Raw genomic sequence first — 20,180 nt, forward strand, 5'->3', positions numbered from 1 at the left:
TAGTGAAAGATGCGGTTCCAGCGTCGGCAGTGGTTTATCGTGAACGGCAAGCCCGCCGCGGCGCTACCCACGGGCGTGGTGGTGCCGCCGGCCGGGGTGCACGAGCTGAAATGGCTGCTGCGCGAGCCGTACCAGCACTACGGCGTGGACGCCCGCAAACGGCTGTGGCACCTGCCCCACGCGGATGCGGCCGGCCGGAACCGGCCGTGGCGGCAGATTCACTTCGTAGTGAAAAACGGCTACGACGTGTTTACTCTCCGGAAGGACGGGCGGGCGGTGCAACTGAGTCGGCGGCAACTGCTGAAGCTGGCCTACCGGAACCCGGCGTGGGCGGGGGAATGTGGATCAGCCCCAGCCACTGGCCAAGTACTACCGCCGCCATTGCAATCAACATCATGATAAAGTAGGCTTTGAGCTTGGATTCGCTCCAGCCGCCGGGATTGTAACTCATAACTCAGGCGCAGGCATCTCGTGTTTCGTATTCTTCCATAGCGACCAAGAGCAAGCCGGTCACCACCGCGAGGTTGCAGTAGCGCAGCTGATCGGGCCGGCTGGCAAGGTAGCGTTTGGCCAGATACGCCGCCGTGGCATCCTGGCCTTCGCGCAGGTAGCGCTGGAAATCGTGGGTGATGACCCACGGGCAGGAGCCGTCGTTGATGCGGATTTCCAGGTTGGTGGCGTGCGGGTCCAGGTGAACGGCAGCACCAAGTACGAAGCGGGCGTTGGATTCCATGGGAATTGCTTTTGTGTAGACTGCTAATATATTTGGCAAATAACTGCCAACAAAATTAGCATGAGTCGGAAAAACGCATTGCCCGGTATGCTGCTGCCGGAGAACGATATATGGGTGCGGGGCGTGACGCGCCGGCTGCACAACCGCCGCATCAGCATGATTGTCACGCCCGCGGGCGAATACCAAATACACACCAAGCGGGTGCTTTCCCGCGCCGAGGTAGCCGAAATGAAGGCGCAGGGCCACATCGACCAGGTGCACGACCAGATCATCGGCGGGCGCATCTGGTACTCGGTCAGCGTTTACACGGCCGAAGCCTTGGACGCCATCGGCGCGCTGCGCAAGCAGCTCGACAAGCAACGCCAACGCAAACGCGCCTGAGCATGGACCAGCCGGAGCACATTGCCCTGACCTTAAAGGCCGAAGCCGGCCGCGTTATCTGCCTCTACGTTCCGCAGCCGGGCGTAACGCTGGCTCAGCTAAAGCAGCACCTGCTGCAGGAGCACGTTGCCTATATCCTCTGGGCCGGCGACCCGCAGCAGGTGCTGCCCTACCAAGCGAAGCACTGGGTCGGGCGCCACGTCAATCAGGCCGGTTTTTACGTGGCGGCCGGTTACTGCAACTACGAGAAAGCCGAGGTGCCCATGGCCGGCTACCGCGACGTGCTACAATCCTTTGATTCGGCCGTGGCCTTGGCGGCGCTGGCAGCAGGGTATGAGCGCGGAGTTTGGCCCGCTGGCGTGGTTGTCGGCAATGAGTATTAGCACTGAGTGTGGATGCTTAAGCTGAGTATGGTCTTATCTAAACGTGATTTTTTCATCTTTCTTCATTCGTAGGGAATCGGTATTGTCTTGTTTTAGATACTGATAAAGATCAATTGTAAACAGCATTAAAAAGGACAGGACCGATATTGAAGACGTGCAGGCAATTATAACTTTGGCTGCATAGCTGAACTCGAAAAGAAGCGCTAATAATGGACCTATGGCGCCAGCAGCTATTACTGCACTTGAGCTGGAGAACATATGTATATATTTTTTGGGGCTATAATCAGTGTTTAGCTCAACTAGTAACTTGGCTGCGTTATACGATTTGTGAACAAAGGATCTTGTTGTTTTATTGACTAACTCAGATGTGTTGTTTTGCGCTGGGTCTAACTTTGATAGATTCAAGCTTGATATTGAATTGATGGCGATGCTCTTAAGAAATTCGATAGAATTATCTAAATTATTGCTCCAGGTTCTGTGTATTCTATCTACAATATCTCCAGATGATACAAATAGCAAAGCGGTTATTTTAGAGCTGCAGAACCCAATGCGCCATAGTTCCTCTTCTGTTATAAGTCGGATATTATCAGGCGAATTTGTGCTGTATCCTTGGTCCCATGTTTCCTTTCCATAATACGCTATGCTTTCCAAGTAAGCAGTAAATAGTATGAAATTCCTTGCTTTGAGTTCAGGGAAGTCGTGCAATAGTTGAGCCTTGTTGCTTATTTCTTCTGGGGTGGAGTCTCGTGAGCTATCAGTTATGTAATAGGTTGATATTTTCTCATGTGGCAATCTGGTCAAGTAGCTTGGATAGTTCAATCCATCTTGCTGTATTCTGCTAATAGATATTCTATACAGTGCATAGATAAAGTCTTTGTAAAGATGTATTTCCCTGCACTTCGATCTAAAATCTTCTAGATATTTATCTCTCTTTTCTTGATCAGATAATAGTCTAGGTATCATCACAGCATAAATCAGCGTAACAAGTAGAGCAGAAAATGTAATTAATTGCTTTAACGACTCTTCTATATTAGGAAGCGTAGAAAATTCGCCAACCAGTAGTTTTGTTAATGCAAATAGAGTAGATAAAAACAATGCAAAAAAAGTCCATTGCTTGACTCTACCAAGAGATGAAAGCGTGTCTAATAAATTTTGAAGCATGTTTAAATTATCAGAAAAGTTTAGGCCTGCGGAAGCGCAGGCCCCGATAAAACCCGGCCAGTACTTAACAAAAGCCCCGGTCGTTGGCGCGACCGGGGCTTCGTTGTGGATGGAACCCACTCCCTCTAGCAAGGAGGCTCAATATACGACTACTGACGGATGCGGTACCACCCTTGGCGCTTGCGCTTGGTTTTCATGGGCAGCGCAACCATAGTAGCACGCCTAGACAGAGAAGCATAATCGCTGCCTTCACCAACGCATACTGCAGGCCGGTCAGGCCCCAGCGTTGAACCTGCGAGTCGCTGGCCGCAGTGCCCGGGTCAGTGCCGACATAGAGCGGATTGAGGTGCCGACGGGAGTTCATCCGTCGGTCAAAGCGCAGCGAGAACAGCGCTGCGGCCGCTGGCAGGCTGAGCACCACACTGGCCAGCGCCAGCCAGTGCTGCCCGGCCAGTAGGTCGGGCAGGTAAGCCAGCACCGCCTGCGGCCCGATGGCCGCCAGCCGCTCGCGGGTTTCCCAGAGGTGGCTGATGTCGTAGTTCTTGAGCACCTGGTACGCGTTGCTGCCGGCGGCCGTACCCGCCAGCCAAAACACCCCGCCGAGTAGCACCAGCACTGGCAGGTACGCCTGCAGCCAGCTCATAGCCGTCGGTCCTTACGGCGCTGCTCGAACTCGTCGGCGTGCTTCTGGCGGATGGTAACCAGCAGCGCGGCAAACCAGACGATGAGCATGACCAAGGCAAACAGCAGCACGCCCGGCGCGCTGCCCTCGGTAGACACATCGTAGAAGTAGTAGCCAATGGGCGTCAGCACCATCAGCACCAAGAACAGGCCGAAAAACCACTTTTCGGCGGTGGTCAGTTTGGAGAACATAAGCGGGAAAGGTTAAATGGGTGAATCAGTAAGACCAGTTGGCGCCGGCGTAGAACTCCCAGCTGGCGCGCAGCAGCACGTGCACGCCGGCGCCGTTGCGCCCGCCGCCCGAGCCGGTGTTGCCTTCCAGGGTAGTCCAGCCGCGGGCGTTGCCGCGCCGGGCCACGCGGGTCGGCGCCTGCAGCCGGCCGATGTGCCCGATGCGGCCCAGGTTGGCGTAGTAGAAGCCGACCAGGTGGCCGGCCTTCAGCGAGTCGACGGCGCCGCGCTGGCCCCGGATGTAGTAGGTGCGGGCGCTGCCCGGCTTGAACCAGTTGTAGCTGCCGGCCGGCCCCGCCGGCACCGGCAGCCCGCAGGCCCGCTGGCCGGCCGTCTGGTAGGTGGCGCACCAAAAAGAGCGGGGCGCGGCGCCGGCGGCTTTGTTCCAGGCGTCGATTTCTGGGCCGTCGTTGCGGCCGGTGGCCTCGCGGACGTACAGCTTCGAGGTGCACCACTGCAGCACGCAGGCGGCGTTGGCGGCCTGCTGGGCACGGCTTACGCGACCAGACTGGCCCCGAGCCAGATCAGGGCAAAGTAGAAGAGCAGCCCCAACCAGAAGCCGCAGAACAGCACGATTTTCCATTTGTCGGACAGAGCGTCGAACGCGCGTTTGTAATCCGTTTTGGCCCAGGCGTGCATGCAGGTGTGAAACAGCCGCATGCCCAGCCACATGAAGCCGTAGCCGAGCGCGGCCACGGCCATCGTCAGCAGCAGTTTGCTGAGCGGATTGCCCAGCGGCAGCCAGGGCGAGGTGGCCAGGGCGGTTTGTTCGTCACCGGTGTAGAGCTGCTGGAAGTCGACCAGCAGCTGCTGGGCCCGGGGCCAGAGCAGCAGCAGGGCAATGGCCAGCAGCCAGCCGGCACGGTGGCGCAGCCACTTGGCCACGCGGAAGGAAGGGGCTAGAGACATAGAAAAAGGGTTGAAGTGAGCTTATTCCTTTTCCACCAGCACCGCTTCCATCTTGTCGGTGGTGGTGTTTGGGTTCTTGTTTTTCAAGTCGACGAAGACGCGGCGGGGCTTCCAGAACTGCCACCAGTGCTTCGCGTCGCGCTTGGAGTAGGCCCGCACGTCGAATTCGTTGCGGATCTTGTAGGTGGCCGACAGCGAGTCGCCCGGCAGCACGGCGGCCGTCAGCGTCAGCCACGCGTCGCGGTAGGTCGCAGCCTTCGCCGGCACCGTCACCGTGTCGGTCTTGGTCACGATGCGCAGCACGGTGTCGCGCAAGGCCACCGCCGGCAGCTGCTGCGCCGTCACCACCGAGGCCCGCTGGCCGAACAGCAGCTGCGCGCTGCGGCCGAACTCTTCCCGCAACTGGTCGCGCAGCTCGGCGGCGAGGCCGTAGCGCAGCTGCTTCAGGGTGGCCGGGCTCAGGCCGGTGGTTTTGTAGACCACGGTTTCGCGCCCGGCCGCGTCGCGCACCTTCACCAGCGAGTCTTCGCGGGCCTCGTAGTAGTTGCGGGTCTGCAGGTACTTGGTGCTCCAGTCGCGGCTGCGGAACCACTGGTAGGCCCCGAACGCCATGCTGATCAGCAGCAGGAAGCACGCCACGCCAAACAGACGCCAGGCGGTTGAGAAGGGGGAGGACATGAGCATAGGTGTGTTAGGTGAGTTTGTAGGCGAATTCGCGGCGGTGGTGCTCCAGCGCCGCGGGGTCAATTGTGTCATCGGTCTGCCGGCCCTCGCACCAGCTCAGCACCACCAGCCCCACCCAGGCCCCTTTGTTGCCGCGCACCAGCAGCACCACGGCGCAGGTGTAGCCCCGGTCGCTGAGCACTTTGTTGGCGGCGAAATCCTCACACTCGCCCGGGTAAAGCCACACCCGCGCTTGCTTCGAGGCGGCCAGCAGCGTGTTGGGGAAGCTGCTGCAGGGCAAATCCCGGCTTAGCATCTTCCAGCGGGCCAGCGACGCATCGCACACCGCCTCGGTCACCATGCTGATCTTTTGGATGCTGTCGCCGTTGGTGAAGTACTGACCGTTGTGGAACTGGTAGAGGCTCACATGGTCGCAGCCGGACCGCTCGCAGACGTGCTGCGCGTACTGGTCCAGGGCAGCCTGGCGCTCTGCCAGGAAGGCGGGATTGCTCTGCTTGGCTTGCTGGCGCTTGGCCTGCCAGTCCTCGTAGAGTTTTTTGGCGTAGGTGGCGAACAAGCCCGCGCCGGTGATGAGCAGCGTCCAGAAGGCGGTGCTCAGCGTTTTTAGCTCTGGCGGGGGGATGGTGGAGAGGTCGGGCACGGGAGTAGTGCTTAGCCGGGCAGGCCTTTGAAAAACCAGATGTAGAGCGGGCCGCCGGGGCCGGTGGCCGGCCGGATGGTGAGCTTGCGCACGCGCTTGGTGCCGAAGTTGAACACCTTGCTTTGCCCGGGCACGTCGGCGCCGGTGGTGCTTTTGGTGTTGAACGTGTCGAACGGGGCGCTGAAATCGTCGTCGAGGTACACGTTGTTCACCCCGCCGCCGTAGCTGTCCAGGTGGTAGTAGTGCGTGTAGGTGGCGCTGTTCACGTAGAGCTCGATCTGCCCACCCGAGCCCGACACCAGGGCAATTTCGCCGCCGTAGCTGTCGGAGGTGTAGAGGGCGTAGTTGGGCGTGATCAGAATGCGGATGCCCACGTCGGCCACCGTCATCTGCTCGCCGATGCCGAAGTAATCCGGCGTCAGCGGCCACACGGTCGTGTCGCCGGAGAGGCGCCAGTAGCGGCGCTGGCCCACCATCTCGTTGCCTTCGTTGTTGAAGTGCACGCCGTCGGTGCGGTAGTCCTGCAGCGGCTCGGCCAAGTCGTTGCCTTCCTTGAGGCCCAGCCCCCGGGCCGCCGCCACGGTTTGCATGGCCGTGCGGTAGTCGGGGATGTTGGCCTGGCCGGGCGCGTCGAAATCCGGGTAGGGCAGCTGCAGCGACAACGTGACCGGCCGGCCGGCGAAGCGGGTGTTGAAGCGTTGGGCGAAGTCGTCCACGTCGGCCTGGTATTGCGCGGCGGTGCGCCCGGCGTACCAGTCGTTGCGGAAGAGGGCGAGGATGAATTCGGTGTCGACCGTGCCGTCGGCCAGCGGCTCCAGCGTCTCCATGTACGCCTCGCGCTGGGCGTTGTCGCCCCCGCTGAACTCGCTGAAGAACGAGGCGCCGCCCGTCGAGCGGATAATCACCCCGGCCGTGCCGGCCGCTTCGTAGCGGCGGCGCACGGTGGTGCTCTGGCCCACGTAGCCGGGCCGGGTCGAGCCGTCGTTGGTTTCGCGGCTGTCGCCGATGAGCACCTTGCGGTGCTGCGGGGGCGTCTGCGTTAGGTAGGTCGGGGCAACGGTGTCGCGCACGCCCACGAACACCGTGTAGGAGAAGCTGGGCGAGCTGCGCCGGCCCGAGTCGCGGATGCGCAGCACGCAGGGGAACGGCAGGCCCGAAACGGTTTTGTATTGCCGGCCCACGGCGCCCGCCGTCACCGGCAGCTGGTCGAAGAACACGAACTCGCCCGGGTCTTCCGGCTGGCCTTCCTTCACAAATAACGTGAGGTTGGCCAGCGCCACCGAGTCGGGCCAGGTCGTCTGCAGCGCCAGCTCGTAGGTGTCCTTGGTGCACACCAGGTCGCGGTCGGCAAACGACTCGTAGCGCACGTGGTCGCCGAGCACCACGCGCCGGCCGCCGTCCTTGGTTTGGGCCGCCGTGGGCTCAAACACCTGCAGCCCGCCGCCCCCGCCGGCCGGCGTGGTCACGTCGTCGGTGGCGTAGCCCGAATCGGGGTAGCCGCTGCGCGTGGCCTTCACGCGGTACCAATACGAGGTGGCCGCCAGCAGGCCCGCCACGTTGTTGACGCTCGTGTTGGGCCCGGTGTAGACCGTAATCAGGTTGGCGCTGAAATCGGCGGCGGTGCTGCGCTGCAGCACGAACTGCACGCCCGCCGGGGCGCCGACGGCCGCCGACCACGCCAGGCCAACGGACGTGGCCGAGGTGGCGGTGGCCTGGAAGTTGGTGGGCGTGCCCAGCGGCTGCGGCGCCGGCTGGCTGCTGCCGTATGCCGGGTAGGAATCGGAGTAAACCGGGAAGAAGGTGGCCATGTGCTTACGCTTGCTGTTTGAAGATGCGGTGCCAGCGGGGGCCGGCGCCGGACGTGGCGTCGCCGGGCACGTAGGTGCCGCGGCGGCAGTAGAAGTGGTAAGCGTCGCCAGAAGGATACTTGGCGTCGAACTCGTGGCCGGGCCGCGACCAAGCGGGCGTGGCGTCCGTCGCCTCGCCGTCGGTGCCGAACGTCAGGGCCATTACCTCATCGAGCTGGGCCGGCGTTAGGGCCAGCAGGTCGAGCGTGGCGCCGGACGCGCTGCCCCCGCGCTGGTCGACAACCGTACCGCCGTCGGGCGTCGAGTAGCTGCCGTCGCCATTGTCGGTCATGCCCGCGAAAAAGCCCGCGGGCAGCGTGGTAGCCGCGCCCACCGTCAGCGTGGCACCGGCGGCCACGGTATTGATGGAAAGCGCGCTGTTGTAGACGGTGCAGGTGGTTAGCACCACTTGCTCGGAGCTGATGACGCGGCTGTTGCGGATGGTGCCCTGCAACACGACCGTGCCCGTGCCGCCGCCGCCGGAGATGTACACGCCCTGGGTTTCGCTGGTCGGCAGGCGCAACGTGGCCCCGGACTCGACGATGATGGCCACTTGCTGCCCCACCAAGGCCGCGGCGTTGTCCAACTGGATGTTGCTGCTGACGACCTGCGCGCTGTTCAGCAAAAACGTGCATTCGTCCAGCCCGCCGAAGTCCGCCAGGGTCCCGGCCACGGCGCTGGCCAAATCCGGGTAGCCTTTCGCCCCCGCACCGGGAAACGTTACCCGCACCGCGGCCAGCAGCGTGTAGTCGATCGGGCTGAAGTCGTCGGTGGCCAGCGTGTAGCGTCCGTCTTCCACCGGTCCCGTTGCCGGCACGAGCTGCGCGCTGGCGCTGAGCCGAAAGTTGTCGACCGAGCCGTTCACGAGCACGTTGGGCAAGTCCACCCCGTTCTTGCGGCGGTCGGTGATGAGCACCGGCAGGTCGGTGGTGAGCAGCCCCGCCCCGGCGTAGTACACGGCGTCGGCCTGGGTCACGACGATGCGCGTGGGCTGCGCCGGCGTGACGGGCGGGGCGCTGCCCAGCTTCAGCCAGTTCACGTCGCCCGGCAGGCCCGTGGGCGCCGGAATCACGCCGCCGGGGAAGGCGGTGGCCACGAGGTTGCGTTTGGGCGTGTGCACCGTGGCCTGGGTGTCGCCGCTGACGACGTGCTGCACGAAGTCCCCCGCCACCGGCGGCGTGGCCGTGGTGTCGGCCTTGTAGTACACCGGCGTGGTGTTCTTGAACAGCGGAATACTGGCCAGCCGCGCTTCCGGCGACGACTCCAGCACCAGGCGCACCGGCAGCAGCGGCGCACCCGCACCGAATTCGCGCGGCACCTCCAGCGCGCTGGCCGCGTCGTAGATGAAGCGGTAGGTTTGGTTGCGCGAGCCGTCGGGGTTGAACTCCACCAGCACCCGGGTCTGGTAGCAGAACCGCTCCGGGTGGCTGGCCAGCAGCCCCAGCAGCACCGGGCCCGCGCCGTCGTACCCGGGCGTGCCCGTGCTGTACCAGCGCGCCGCTTTCCAGAGGTCCGGCCGGTCGTTGTTGCCCGGTACCGCGCCCGCGCCGCCCGGCAGGTCGCCTGCGTTGGCCCGGTATTCCTTGTCGGTCGTCGGGTCGTAAAGCAGCGCCATGCCCTGGGCCAACGGGCTGGAAACGGGCCAGGGGTCGTGCGACGGGATATCCTTGTTGGCCATAGGCGGTGCGAAAAGCCTGATTTAATGTATGCAAGTTATATACATTAAATCAGGCTTTCTACGCGCCCCGCAGTTTTAGGAAGCCGCCGGTGCCGCGCAGCACCAGCAGGTTGTCGCCCTCGGGCAGCACCGGGCCCGCGTCGTCGCCGTTGCCCGCGCCCAACCAGTCGAGCTGTTCCAAGGCCACTTTGCCGCTGGTGAGCGGGTAGACGGTCTGGTCGGCCGCCTCGTAGGGTTCCTCGGCTTGCACCCGCACGCCGTTCACGCGCAGCCAGTCCAAGCGGCACGCCACGAACAGCTTCTCGTGCAGGTATTCCGGCACCTCCATCGTTTCCAGCAGGATTTTGCGCTGCGCCGTCGAGCTGATGACCGTCGGCACGTTGGTGGAGTTGCGGTGCACGGCCAGCGTGCCGGCGGGTTTGCGGCGGAAAAACACCCCGTCGACGCGCAGCCGCGGCGTGATGCCGGTGGTCCACACCATGCCGAAGCAGTTGTCGCGGTTGCGGTATTCCACCAGCACCGTGTTGGGGTGGGCGTCGGCCACGCGCAGGGGCTCCGAGTTGGCCACCGCGTCGGCCCAGCCGTTGCGCGTGGCCCGCACCCGCACGGTGTATTCGCCGTCGGGCAGCGCGGCCCAGTCGAGCGGCACTTCCCACACGTCGAAGCCCGGGCCGCCCAGGTCCCAGCTGGCGGTGACGTCGCCCCCGGGCGCCGCCCACGGCCGCTGCAGCACCAGGTACGGCGCTCCCGTGGCCGCGTCCTGGCCTGTGCTGCGCACCCGGTAGGTGCCGGCCGCGCCGCCGGCCAGCACCACGCGCGCCGCCCGCAGCAGGGTGGCCGGCAGCGCCGCGTCGGCGGTGGCGGGGCTGTCCAGCCGGGTCCAGCCGTCGCCGGTGTCGCTCACCGCCACGGCCAGCGGCGCGGCGGCGCCGGTGAGCTGCTGCACGCGCACGCCGCTGGCCGTGGCCACCTGCTGCCCGTCGCCCCAGCGGCGCACTGACGCCGACACGGCCGTGTAGTTGGTCAGCACCTGCAGCGGGCCGCCGTCGCAGCGCGCCACCTTCTGCACGTAAAGCGGCCGCACCTGCTGGCCCGGCCGGGTCTGCTGGCAAAACAGCGTGTTGTCGAGCGTTTCGAAGGTCAGGCAGTTGTCGGGCGCTTCCTCGACGACCAGGCGCAGGCTGTTGAGCAGCGGCACCGCAAACACGGGCGTCACCACGGGCGGGGCATACACGCAGCTGCCGTCGTCGGCCGTGGCGCCCGGGGTGGGGTTGGTGGCGTTCGGGTCGGTGCAGCCCCACACGGCCAGGGCGGGTACCAGCACCGGGGCGTCCACCACCTGCGCCGGCGAGCCGCTGTCGGTGGCGCGCAGCGTGTAGCTGCCCGGGGCCAGGGCGAAGGTGAGCGTGCCGGCGCTGCCGCGCTGCTGCTGGGCCCCGGTTTGCACCACGGCCACCGTGACGGGGTAGGTGCCGCCGCCAACGGTGGCCACCGCAGCCCCCGCGCCGCCCGCGGCGGCCGGGGCCTGCCCCGCGGCCGTGAGCGTCAGCGGGGGCACCGTGCAGCTGGGCGAATTGGGCGTCACCTGCACCGCGGCAAAGGGCGCTTCCAGGCTGGCCAGCAGGTCGACGCGGGTGGTGCCCTCGCAGAACTGGGTAATCGGTTCCCCGGCGGCCCGGCCGCGTTGCGCCGCGGTCAGCACGTCCTGCACCGCGCCGCCGGCCGGATCGAGGGCCACGGTCACGCGCCGGCCGTCGGCGTCGCTGACGTAGTAGAGGAACACCTCCACGTCGTCCACGGCGAAGCTGTCGAAGTACCCCGTCGGCGGGCCGGGCGGATCGGTGCGCACGATGTTGAACGCGGCCTCGGCGCGGCAAGGCGTGCCGCCGAGGCCCGCGTCTTTGAGGTAGACCACGTGCGCCCCGGCGGGCAGGCTCTCGGTGGGAAAGGTGATGCCCCCGGTCACGTCGGCCGGTACGTACGTGCCGTTGATGCCGGTGATGGAAAACTGCACCGGGCCGTGCGTGGTGGCGGGGGCCGCAACCGTGACCTGCTCCGAGGCCTCGTCCCAGGTGGCCACGCCGGCCACCAGGTCGCAGCCGGCCGGCGGCGCGGCGCAGGCGGCGGCCGTGGGGTCGACGGCCACGTCCGCGTACGGCGCCTCGTGCAGGGCAAACAGCGTCACGCCGTCGGAGCCCTCGCAAAACGAATCGACCACGTCGCCCACGCCGTAGGGCCAGCCGCCGTCGGGCGGGCCGGTGGCCAGGTCGGGTTCGATGCTGGCGTCCGGGTCGATGGCTTCGGTGGTGGCCACGACGGCGCGGGGCAGCGACTCGTTGTATTGGACGAGGCGTTGCAGGTTGGCGGCTTGCCAGACGAGGTAGAAGAGGGGGCGCATTAGCGGGGGAGTAAGGGAAGCAGGGCTGCGCAGGGCAGCAGGTCGAAAGAGCCGAGCGGGCCGTCGTCGCCCGCGGCGCGGTGCTTGAAGTCGCTGATCCAGCCTTCGTGCCGCTGGCCGTATTGGTCGCGGAAGCGGACGCGGCCGCGCGGGTTGCGCAGCAGCGCGGCCACCTGCTCGTGGCGCACCGGCGCGGTAAACGAGTACTGCTCGGGCCGCCAGAGCGGGGCGCCCAGCTCGGGCACCGGCACGTCGCCGTTTTCCGCCACGGCGGCGGGTTCGGCGGCCAGCCGCGTGCGCAGCGCGTTGTTGCCTTCCCCGGCGGCGAAGCGCAGGGCCCGGCGCCGCTGCGGCTGCAAGCCGGCGGCCAGCACCGGGCCGTGGGCGCGCAGGATGCGGCCCGGGCTCAGGCGCAGGTTGTAGGCGGTCGAGGGCGAAAACAGCCCGGTGACCTCGGCAAAGCGCTGGTTGCGCTCGGTTTCGAAGCCGTCCGCGGTGCGCAGCACGCACACCAGGTAGTTATCGGCGTCGGCCCCGGTGTCGGTGGTCGAGGTGGCGTCGTAGCGCTGGCGGCGCGTCAGCTCCAGGTGAAAGCCCGACGCCACGTAGCTGCTCAGCTGCGAGTAGGTTTGCTCGGTCTGGGTCAGCGGGGTGGCGTAGGTGCGCTTGGCGTTGAACTCGTCGAGGCCGTTGACCTGGCCCGTCTGCCACTTCTGGTAGCCCACCTCGGCTTTGATGAAATGCCGGTCGAGTAGCGTTTTGGTGCTCAGCTGCACTGGTTCGAGCAGGTCAAGCACCACCTCGTCGCTGTACCAGTACGCCAGCGGCTCGACGCGCACCACCTCCTGCCCGTCGGGCAGGCGCTCGACGCCGCAGCCCACCGCGTGCACCGCCTGCAGCGAGCCGAACAAGTCGCGCCACGTCGTCACCAGCGGCTTGACGGCCAGGGGAAAGCCGCGCACCTGGAAGCCCGAGGCGGTGAACAGCAGGCTGCCCGGGCCGTCGGCCGGGTAGGCGGGGTACGTGTCGGTGCGCCCGAAGAACGCGGAGCGGAAGGCCGTGCCGCGGTCGGTGATGGCCTGCGCCACGCGGTCCAAGGCCTCGTAGATCAGCAGGCCCTGGCACGGGGTCGGCTCGGTCTGCGAGGCCGCCTGCATCGTGAAATAGGAGCCCGGCTGTTCGTTGAGCTTGATCGGAAACGAGTAGTTGCCGAGGGCGTTGGGGTTGATGTCGTGCACCCACACGTCGGCGTAGAGAAAGATCCGGTCGGCGATGGCCAGCGGCCGGGTAAGCTGGAAGCGGGCGGTATCGAGGTCGACGCGGTAGGTGCCGCCGATGTTGGTGGCCCGGATGGTGCGCAGCACGACGGGCGCTTCGTCGTTGATGCGGAAGCACACGTCCACGTCCACCTTGTCGAAGTCGCCGTTTCCGTTGCCGTTGCGCTCCACCACCAGTTCCGCCCGGATCTGCGTGTCGAAGTCGAACACGCCGCTTTCCTGCGTGGTGTAAATGGGGACCAGGGGCGAGAGGTTGCCGGCGGGCACCGTCACGGGGCCGCCGAAGACCGGCTGCAGGTCGAAGTCGTTCACCTCCGGGCCGCTGCCGAAGCCGAAGTACAACGTCTGCCGCCGGCTTTCGCTGTCGTTCACCACGTTCTGCCCGCCCGGCTGGGCCGGGTCGGGCTGGCGGATGTCGTAGCGCTTCACGACGGCCCGCGAGTGCAGCTGCAGCGTGCGGGGCGTGAGCGGGGCCAGGGCCCGGCCGTTCACCGACTCGTTTTTAAAGAGGTCGACCGGCGTTTCGGCCCGGTTCAGAAACGACTGCGTGAAGCCGAGCTTTTCCAGGCCGCAGCGAAACTCGGTCGCCGTTAGCTGCCGGCTGCCGAAGTCGAAGCGGGCCCGGTAGTATTCCTCCCAGAGAAACGAGTTGGGGTCGAAGTACTCGATCAGGGCCGTCACGTCGGCCTCGATGCCGCCGAGTTGGTATTCGCGCTCCAGGTACCGCCGCGCCTCCTTCAGCCAGCCGAAAGCGTCGGTGTACTCGCTGCTCAGGCCGTGCAGCACCGGGTCGCGGTGCAGCGTCAGGCCCAGGTCTTCCCAGCCCTCCGGGTCGGTGTCCAGCGTCAGCGCCGCTTGGTTGGGGCTGATCAGGGTGAAGCGGTAGCGGGGCGCGTTCTGCATCGGGCGAGAGTTAATGTATGCAAGTTATATACATTAACGCACCCCCGCCGCCTCCCTGCCGCGCTCAAACTTCTGCTGCAGGTAGTCGACCCGCGTTTCGAACTGAAACACGGTCAGCAGCTCCGGTTGCGGCGTGCCGTGGTCGGCCAGGGTGGCGCAGAGGTGGCCGAAGCTGCGCCGCATCTGCTGCACCACGTTGGCCGGGGCGCCGTCGTCGAAGCACGGCGGGCGCTGCTGGTCCAGCAGCCACGCGTCGACCTGCGCCACCACGGCCAGGTGCTCGGGGGCCTCGGTGGCCAGGTAGTCGCACACGGCCAGCAGCCGCCGGCGCAGCTGCTGGGCCGTGGCCAAGCCCTGGGCGTCGTCGCCGTAGCGCTGCGGAAAGGCGGCGCTCAGTTCAGACTGGACTTTTTTTTTAACGGCGTCGACCACCTCCTGCACGTGGCCCACCGTCAGGCCCAGCCCGTCGAGCCGGGCCAGCAGGGCGCGCAGGCCGGCTTCGCTCAGGTCGGTGGCGGGTTCCCCGTCGACCGCGGCCACGAGGCACCCGAAGGCCAGCGAGTTGGGCGCGAAGCGGTCGACGGCGAAGTCGTGCGCGTACTGCAGATTGGCCGCTTGGTCGATGGCGTCGTCGACGCGGCCGGCGGCCAGGAACTGATGCAGCTGCGCAAAGTGGCGGCTGATGGCTCCGTCGTCGCCGCCGATGCCGGTCTCGTAGAGGCGGTACACCTGAAACTCGGCGTGGCGCAGTACCGGCAGCTCGTGCATGGATTCGTACACCGAGATGGTGTGCGGGGCGGTGAGGGCGAGGGTCTTCACGGGATGAGGGGCAGTTCAACGGTTTGACCGGCCAACTCGTGGGTGCAGTCGTTTAAGAATTCGATGTAGCCATCCCGCACAAACGAATGGCAGATGCCGCAGCACACGCTAGCCGGAGCCGGGTTTTCGGGGTTGTCCCGGTTGAAATCACACCAGCACCGGCCCGAATGACCCGGGATATGGTGGCCGCTGCGAATGAGCAGGCTGGGGCTGAATGTTGGCCGCTCAGGGTTGCCGTTGTAACTCCAGCGCGCCCCGTAGCTGTTGGCGCTTTGGGTGTACACGATATGCTGGCATTTGCAGCCCGGGCAGGTGAATCGGTACACGCCTGGATGATCAGGCAAGGGTGTAATGCGGTTGCTCATTGCTGTGCTTGTTGAAGGGCCAGGAACTCAGGATAGGACCGGTAGGGGCTGCTGGCCGTGTGCCAGGCCTCGCAGCCGCGGCAGTAGTACACGCGGCACTCTTGCCGGTTGGGGTTGGGCGAGCGGCGCGCGGCTTTGATGACGCCGGCGGCCTTGCTCTTGCTCAGCTTCCGTTTGCCGCAGGGCTTCGGTGGGTCGGTTCGACGGCTGCTCATTTCCAACGGCGCCTATTACCCATGTAGCCCCGGTAGGGCTCGGGCGTAAACTTGGTATATGCCGACATGCCCAGCGTATCGAGGTTGATACTCTCATGTTGCTCTAGAGCTAACTCGGCGGCTGTAATTCGGCTAGGCTTATTCTCAATCGGTAGTTGACCGCGAGCCTCAGCCTCTTTGGCTGACATCATTTCCGCGTCTTGATGCTTGAGAGCCATCAGAAGGGAAGAATGGGCTAACACGCCCATCGAGCAGATTATAGACAGTCGTTTCATTATCCATTGCGCCGGTGGCGCCGGTTGACGTAGTGGGTCCAGCTGTCGCCTTGCTTCACCCATTCTTCCAGCCCGCGCGGGCCGAGGTGGTAGTGGTATTCCGGGCGGGACGCGAAGGCCTTAGCCAGGGCCTGCTGGTCGCCACGCATGCCGTTCACGGCGGCCAGCAGGGCAGGAGACTCCGCCACGGGCACCACGAGGCGTTGCAACGAGTCGGCGCCCTGTTGCCAGCCGGCGGTGTAGCGGCGGTGCTGCCAGCGGTCGGCGTCGAAGTCCGGGGCCCGTAGCAGGCGCTCAGTGTCGGCGTTGGTGTGCACGGTGTCGCCTTGCTTCAGGTGCACCACCGAGGGCTTGTCGATCAGCTGGGCCCCGCCGGAGCGGCCCTCGATGATTTCGCGGCCCCGGTCGCCGACGATGGCCCATTCCTCGGGGCCGCCCTGACGGCCTTTCCAGTACTGCGGCAGCGGCTTCGAGGCAATGGCCGCGGCCTGCGCCAGGCCGGCGGCAATCACGACGGCCGAGAGAATGCCTGCCGTCACGCCGAAGTCGGCGTAGCGCGTGCCGCCGCCCGTGCTCAGCACCGACGTCACGGCCATGGCCGTGTTCAGGCCCACCTGGAACAGCGCGGCCGTTTTGTCGGCCTTCGCCTGCTTGCGGCGCATGGCCAGCTCGCGTTGCCGGTACCGTTCCTCGATCTGGGCTTTCAGCTCGGCGTTTTCGCCCGCGTTTTTCAGCTCGAAATCCTTCTGCAGCGTCAGGTTCTGCAACTCCTGCTGCCGGCGGTTCTCGCGGATCTGGAAATACGACGACGCGAAGCCCTCCACGGCCGAGAGCCCTTCTTGAATCAGGTCGGCGCGCTCCTGGTTGAGGCGCTGCATCTCGGCAATCTGCGCGTCGGTGTTGGCCTTCGTGTTGTCGAGCTGCTGCTGCAGGGCCTCCCGCTGCTTGGTCGTGTCCTTGGCGTAGTTGCGCTGCTTTTCTTCGTTGAACTTGCGCTCCAGCTCGCGCCGCTCCCGGTCGTATTGCCGCTCGGTCAGAATGCCCGCCTTGCGGCTGTTTTCCAGCGCCAGCTGCGACTTCAGGTACTTCTGCTCCAAGTCTGCGTTGGCGAAGTCGGCGTTGAACGGTCGCACCGCTGCCAGGATCTGCGTGCGCTTGGCCTGCAACTCCTGCTCGATGCGGGCCAGCTCGACGGCGTCGCCCTTGGCCGCCCGCTTGCGCGCCTCAGCTTCGATTTCGGCCAGCTCGATGCGGCGGGCCGCGCCGTCCAGCACAGCCTGCTGCCGCTCCTGCTGGCTGCGCTGTTCATCGCCGACAACTTGGTCCAAGGCCTGCAGCTCGGTGTCGATGATCAGCCGGTCGATTTCCGAAAGCTGATCCAGCAGCGCGTTGTGCAGGGCCAGCAGCTGCTGGTCGCCGTCGCGCTCGATGCCGAGCTTCTTGCGGCTGAATTCCTCCGTCAGGCGCACGCGCGCCACCTGCGCGGCCCGCTCGCCGCCCACTTGGTCCTTGTAGGTTTTGACGGCCTGCCGGATCAGTTCGTCGCGCTCCAGCGCGGCCAACTCGATGCGGGCCTGGGTGGCTTTGCGGATGGCTTCGGTGCGCAGCGCCTCGGTGTTGGCCGGGTTGCCAGCTTGCCGGTCCAGATCGGCCACGCGGGCTTCCAGCCGGGCTTTGGCCAGCTCGTATTGCTCGCGGGCGAGGTCGGCTACCGACTGCTTTTTCTTCTTGTCGGCCTCGACGCTGTCGTCGGTGGCCGCCTTGTCGTCCTGGGTCGCCTGAATCAGGTAGGTGTAGGCGCCGGCCGCGTCGAGGCCGAGGCGCTTGAGCTGCGCCAGCACCTTGTTGCGGTTGGCGTCGGCCACGGCCGCTTGGTTGGCCGCGCCTTGCGCCTGCTGGGTCAACTCGACGTACTGCTGATACGCCTGCAGCGTGGCCGGGCTCAGGGCACCGGCCGACCGGTCGTAGGTGGCGGGTGTCTTCGCCCGCTGGGCGGCCTGCCCGCGCAGCACCGCGTCGAAATCCTGCCCGGGCTGCAGCTTCACCTGGGACTTGACCAGCCGCTCGCGCGCGGTGGCTTCCTCCTGAATGGCCAGGGCTGTGGCTTCCGACCGGGCCTTCTCGTCGTCGAGGGCTTTCAGGCGCTTGGCCAGGCCCACCACGGCTTCCTGGTACGAGGACCGGGTCGCGCCGAGGTTCTTGCGCACGGCCAGCGTGTTCAGCTCCCACTGGCCGGTCTGCTGGTTGAGCACGACGGCTTCTTCCCCCAACCGGGTTTTGAGCTGCAGCACGGTGTCGCGCAGCTGCCGCTGCTGCGTCAGCGTGGGGTTGAGCACGCGGCGCAGGGACTCGTAGCGCGCCAGCAGCATCTCGGTGCCGTCGGCCGACTTTCGCAGGCCCAGCGCTTGCGTGGCCAGGCTGCTGCCGAAGTCGTCCACGGCGGGCTTGGTGAGGCCCAGCAGCCGCGGAATGGCGCCAAAACCCTCTTTGAAATTGAGCCCGGCCCGGGTCATGTCGATGAACCACTTCAGCGCCTGGCCACCGGTGCCGGAGCTGAAGAAGTTGCTCACGTCGTTCTTGAGCTTGTTCCAGGAGCCGGCCAGGTTGTTGTTGACGATGGCCGCTTCCTTGCCCAACGAGGTGCCGCGCGCCAACTGGTCGCTGGCAATGGCCTGCTTGTCGCTGAGCAGCTCCACGTTCTGGGCCAGCGTGGTGATGACCGACTTGGCCTCGCCCGACTGCAGCTTCAGGGTGCCGAGCAGGCCGTTGAACTTGGTGGTTGAGGTGCCGCCTTCGCGCAGCCCGCGCAGGAACAGCGTCAGCGCCGCCTGAAAATCGGTGTTGATGAGGCGCTTGAACTCGGTCAGCGTCAGGTTCGACTGCGCCAGCTGGGCAATCTTAAACGAGGCCTCCGTGCGGGTGCTCAAGGTGTTGAACAGCCGGTTGAGGGCCGTGCCCGAGGTTTCGGCGTTGAAGCCGGTTTCCTGCAGCACGGCGGCGTAGGCCAGCACGTCTTTCAGCCCCAGGCGGGCGTTGGCCGCCACGGCGCCGGTGCGCAGCGCCACGTCGGTGAGAAACGGCGCCGTGGCCGCGCCCGAAGCGGCCAGTTCGTTGACGGCCGACCCGATCAGGATGATGTTTTGCGCCTGGTCGGGCCCGAGGTTCTTGCGGAACACGGTGCTGATCTTGCCCAGCTCGGTGGCAATCTGCTCCGCCCCGCCCGAGAAGTCGTCCTCCAGCGCCTGCGTGGCCACGTCGATGGCCTTGGTAAAGTCCTCGATGTCCTTGCCGGCCACGCCGAGCTGGCCGGCAACCTTGGCAATGTCCAGCAGGCCCTGCAACGACGTGCGGGTGTCGATTTTCTTCAGGTTTTCCGCCAGCTGGTCGGTGGCCTCGGAGGTGAGGCCGGTCGTTTTCCGGACGCTGGCCAGCTGGTCGCTGTATTTAGCGTTGGCCTCGAAAATCTGCGTCAGGCCCGCCAGCAGGCCGGTGATGCTCAGATAGGTGCCCAGCAGGGTCTGGCTCAGGTTGGCGGCCCCGCCGGCCATGATGCCGGTGGCGTCGCCGCCTCTCTTAGCGGCGACGCCATAGTGCTGGAGCTGGCCGGTGACTTTGGTCAGCTCCGTTTCGGTGCGGTCGATTTCGGCCCGCAGCTTCTTGTACTGCTCGGCCGACAGCCCGGTAGCGTTGTTCTGCAAGCGCAGCGCCTGCAGCTGCTGGGTCAGGGCCGCTTTCTGCTGATTGAGCGCCTGCGTGGCCTCGATGATGCCGCGGGCGTAGGCGCCGACTTCCCGAAAGTTCTGGTTCAGCTCCCGGTCGAAATCCTTTAGCTGCTGGGTGTTGGCGTAGAACTGCGCCTTCAGCTTCTGGGCTTCCTCGCTGGTGTTGTCGAACCCGCCGGGCAGCGCCTTGATTTTGCGGCCCAGCTGCTCGGTGGCCAGCGAGAGGTTGTTGTAGCTGCCGAGGACGGCCGTGTACGTCGAGTTGGCACCGCGCAGCGCCCGGTTGAGCTGCTCGGTGTCGTTCTTGTATTGCTGGATGGCCAGTGCTGCTTTGGTGGCGCGCTCGGCATCCTTGGCGTCGAAGGCTGCGCGCAGCTCGCCCTGCAGGCGCTTCAATTCGCTGGTGGCCTGCTTGGTCGCATCCGCCACCTGCTTGCGCACGGTGGCTTGCCCGGCCTGCGCCTCCTTCAGTTCCTGGTACTCCTTCGCCAGCTTGGCCACCTGCTGCGTCAGGGCTGCAATCTGCTGCTGGTCCTGCTTGTTGGCCACGTTGGCGCTCTGGCCCTGCTGGCGCAGGCCGAGCAGGGCCGTGTTGACTTCCTTCAGGTTCGCGGCCAGCCGCGGCGCATCGGCGTCGAGGTTCTTGGCCAGGGCCCTGTAGTTCCGGTTCAGGCCCTGCACCTGCTTAATGAATTCGGCCATCTCTTGGGCCCCCGGGCCCAGTTGGTCGAATAAGTCGTCGTATCTAACCGGATTGGCCATGCGCGCTGCGTTAATGTATGCAAGTTATATACATTAAATCGGCGCAAAAGAAAACCCCTCTCTATTCCGGGAGAAGGGTGCCACAAGAGGCTATGACTGGCTGCTACTCATTTGCA

The 20,180-nt window shown here is 65.3% G+C and carries 18 protein-coding genes; 3 read left to right on the plus strand and 15 right to left on the minus strand.

Annotated elements, in window-relative coordinates:
• Window positions 1–9 precede the first annotated feature (9 nt).
• Window positions 10–399: a hypothetical protein gene (locus tag LJ737_RS04130; protein WP_227763189.1), complete on the plus strand. Its 390-nt coding sequence runs from the start codon at window positions 10–12 to the stop codon at window positions 397–399.
• A gap of 55 nt (window positions 400–454) precedes the next feature.
• Here LJ737_RS04130 and LJ737_RS04135 read toward each other — a convergent pair whose 3' ends face one another.
• A complete protein-coding gene (locus tag LJ737_RS04135; protein WP_227763190.1) occupies window positions 455–733 on the minus strand; it encodes a hypothetical protein in 279 nt (92 codons plus the stop codon).
• Window positions 734–820: 87 nt separating this feature from the next.
• On the opposite strand from LJ737_RS04135, the gene LJ737_RS04140 reads away from it, so the two are divergent.
• Together LJ737_RS04140 and LJ737_RS04145 are read left to right on the plus strand one after the other, a co-directional pair.
• Window positions 821–1,114, plus strand: coding sequence for a hypothetical protein (locus LJ737_RS04140; RefSeq protein WP_227763192.1), 294 nt, complete (start codon window positions 821–823; stop codon window positions 1,112–1,114).
• A gap of 2 nt (window positions 1,115–1,116) precedes the next feature.
• Window positions 1,117–1,497 (plus strand): hypothetical protein, encoded by a 381-nt coding sequence (locus tag LJ737_RS04145; RefSeq protein WP_227763194.1) that lies wholly within the window; start codon window positions 1,117–1,119, stop codon window positions 1,495–1,497.
• Window positions 1,498–1,530: 33 nt separating this feature from the next.
• On the opposite strand, the gene LJ737_RS04150 is transcribed toward LJ737_RS04145, so the two are convergent.
• The 14 genes from LJ737_RS04150 to LJ737_RS04215 form a co-directional block, all read right to left on the minus strand.
• A complete protein-coding gene (locus LJ737_RS04150; RefSeq protein ID WP_227763196.1) occupies window positions 1,531–2,778 on the minus strand; it encodes a hypothetical protein in 1,248 nt (415 codons plus the stop codon).
• A 73-nt stretch (window positions 2,779–2,851) separates the two neighbouring features.
• Window positions 2,852–3,301 carry a hypothetical protein gene (locus LJ737_RS04155; RefSeq protein WP_227763199.1) on the minus strand — a complete coding sequence of 150 codons (450 nt, stop codon included), beginning with the start codon at window positions 3,299–3,301 and terminating at the stop codon, window positions 2,852–2,854.
• The gene (locus tag LJ737_RS04160) at window positions 3,298–3,531 is read right to left on the minus strand and encodes a hypothetical protein (RefSeq protein WP_227763201.1); all 234 of its coding nucleotides are present in this window, start codon (window positions 3,529–3,531) and stop codon (window positions 3,298–3,300) included. The genes LJ737_RS04155 and LJ737_RS04160 overlap by 4 nt, the downstream gene beginning before the upstream one ends.
• 25 nt (window positions 3,532–3,556) lie before the next feature.
• Window positions 3,557–4,033: a hypothetical protein gene (locus LJ737_RS04165; protein WP_227763202.1), complete on the minus strand. Its 477-nt coding sequence runs from the start codon at window positions 4,031–4,033 to the stop codon at window positions 3,557–3,559.
• Window positions 4,034–4,065: 32 nt separating this feature from the next.
• Window positions 4,066–4,479, minus strand: a complete 414-nt coding sequence (locus tag LJ737_RS04170) for a hypothetical protein (protein ID WP_227763203.1) — start codon at window positions 4,477–4,479, stop codon at window positions 4,066–4,068.
• A 21-nt stretch (window positions 4,480–4,500) separates the two neighbouring features.
• Window positions 4,501–5,157, minus strand: a complete 657-nt coding sequence (locus LJ737_RS04175) for a DUF6549 family protein (RefSeq protein ID WP_227763204.1) — start codon at window positions 5,155–5,157, stop codon at window positions 4,501–4,503.
• Between the two features lie 13 nt (window positions 5,158–5,170).
• Window positions 5,171–5,803 (minus strand): hypothetical protein, encoded by a 633-nt coding sequence (locus tag LJ737_RS04180; protein WP_227763205.1) that lies wholly within the window; start codon window positions 5,801–5,803, stop codon window positions 5,171–5,173.
• 11 nt (window positions 5,804–5,814) lie between these two features.
• Entirely contained in the window at window positions 5,815–7,611 is a 1,797-nt protein-coding gene (locus tag LJ737_RS04185; protein ID WP_227763207.1) for a hypothetical protein, read from the minus strand.
• A gap of 4 nt (window positions 7,612–7,615) precedes the next feature.
• Window positions 7,616–9,328, minus strand: a complete 1,713-nt coding sequence (locus tag LJ737_RS04190) for a hypothetical protein (protein WP_227763208.1) — start codon at window positions 9,326–9,328, stop codon at window positions 7,616–7,618.
• Between the two features lie 58 nt (window positions 9,329–9,386).
• Window positions 9,387–11,726: a hypothetical protein gene (locus LJ737_RS04195; protein WP_227763211.1), complete on the minus strand. Its 2,340-nt coding sequence runs from the start codon at window positions 11,724–11,726 to the stop codon at window positions 9,387–9,389.
• Window positions 11,726–13,906 (minus strand): hypothetical protein, encoded by a 2,181-nt coding sequence (locus LJ737_RS04200; RefSeq protein ID WP_227763213.1) that lies wholly within the window; start codon window positions 13,904–13,906, stop codon window positions 11,726–11,728. The genes LJ737_RS04195 and LJ737_RS04200 overlap by 1 nt, the downstream gene beginning before the upstream one ends.
• A gap of 33 nt (window positions 13,907–13,939) precedes the next feature.
• Window positions 13,940–14,725 (minus strand): hypothetical protein, encoded by a 786-nt coding sequence (locus LJ737_RS04205; protein ID WP_227763215.1) that lies wholly within the window; start codon window positions 14,723–14,725, stop codon window positions 13,940–13,942.
• Window positions 14,722–15,090 carry a ubiquitination-like system serine protease family protein gene (locus LJ737_RS04210; protein ID WP_227763216.1) on the minus strand — a complete coding sequence of 123 codons (369 nt, stop codon included), beginning with the start codon at window positions 15,088–15,090 and terminating at the stop codon, window positions 14,722–14,724. The genes LJ737_RS04205 and LJ737_RS04210 overlap by 4 nt, the downstream gene beginning before the upstream one ends.
• Before the next feature lie 489 nt (window positions 15,091–15,579).
• Window positions 15,580–20,004, minus strand: coding sequence for a phage tail tape measure protein (locus tag LJ737_RS04215; protein ID WP_227763217.1), 4,425 nt, complete (start codon window positions 20,002–20,004; stop codon window positions 15,580–15,582).
• Window positions 20,005–20,180 lie beyond the last annotated feature (176 nt).

The sequence above is a fragment of the Hymenobacter sp. 15J16-1T3B genome (assembly GCF_020711235.1).
GTDB lineage: Bacteria > Bacteroidota > Bacteroidia > Cytophagales > Hymenobacteraceae > Solirubrum.

Excerpts from the sequence above, each read along its gene's own strand:
- LJ737_RS04200 (WP_227763213.1), bottom strand. The coding sequence starts at position 13,906 with ATGCAGAACGCGCCCCGCTACCGCTTCACCCTGATCAGCCCCAACCAA.
- LJ737_RS04140 (WP_227763192.1), top strand. The coding sequence starts at position 821 with ATGCTGCTGCCGGAGAACGATATATGGGTGCGGGGCGTGACGCGCCGG.
- LJ737_RS04130 (WP_227763189.1), top strand. The coding sequence starts at position 10 with ATGCGGTTCCAGCGTCGGCAGTGGTTTATCGTGAACGGCAAGCCCGCC.
- LJ737_RS04175 (WP_227763204.1), bottom strand. The coding sequence starts at position 5,157 with ATGTCCTCCCCCTTCTCAACCGCCTGGCGTCTGTTTGGCGTGGCGTGC.
- LJ737_RS04195 (WP_227763211.1), bottom strand. The coding sequence starts at position 11,726 with ATGCGCCCCCTCTTCTACCTCGTCTGGCAAGCCGCCAACCTGCAACGC.
- LJ737_RS04155 (WP_227763199.1), bottom strand. The coding sequence starts at position 3,301 with ATGAGCTGGCTGCAGGCGTACCTGCCAGTGCTGGTGCTACTCGGCGGG.
- LJ737_RS04215 (WP_227763217.1), bottom strand. The coding sequence starts at position 20,004 with ATGGCCGAATTCATTAAGCAGGTGCAGGGCCTGAACCGGAACTACAGG.
- LJ737_RS04160 (WP_227763201.1), bottom strand. The coding sequence starts at position 3,531 with ATGTTCTCCAAACTGACCACCGCCGAAAAGTGGTTTTTCGGCCTGTTC.
- LJ737_RS04210 (WP_227763216.1), bottom strand. The coding sequence starts at position 15,090 with ATGAGCAACCGCATTACACCCTTGCCTGATCATCCAGGCGTGTACCGA.
- LJ737_RS04185 (WP_227763207.1), bottom strand. The coding sequence starts at position 7,611 with ATGGCCACCTTCTTCCCGGTTTACTCCGATTCCTACCCGGCATACGGC.
- LJ737_RS04170 (WP_227763203.1), bottom strand. The coding sequence starts at position 4,479 with ATGTCTCTAGCCCCTTCCTTCCGCGTGGCCAAGTGGCTGCGCCACCGT.
- LJ737_RS04190 (WP_227763208.1), bottom strand. The coding sequence starts at position 9,328 with ATGGCCAACAAGGATATCCCGTCGCACGACCCCTGGCCCGTTTCCAGC.
- LJ737_RS04145 (WP_227763194.1), top strand. The coding sequence starts at position 1,117 with ATGGACCAGCCGGAGCACATTGCCCTGACCTTAAAGGCCGAAGCCGGC.
- LJ737_RS04135 (WP_227763190.1), bottom strand. The coding sequence starts at position 733 with ATGGAATCCAACGCCCGCTTCGTACTTGGTGCTGCCGTTCACCTGGAC.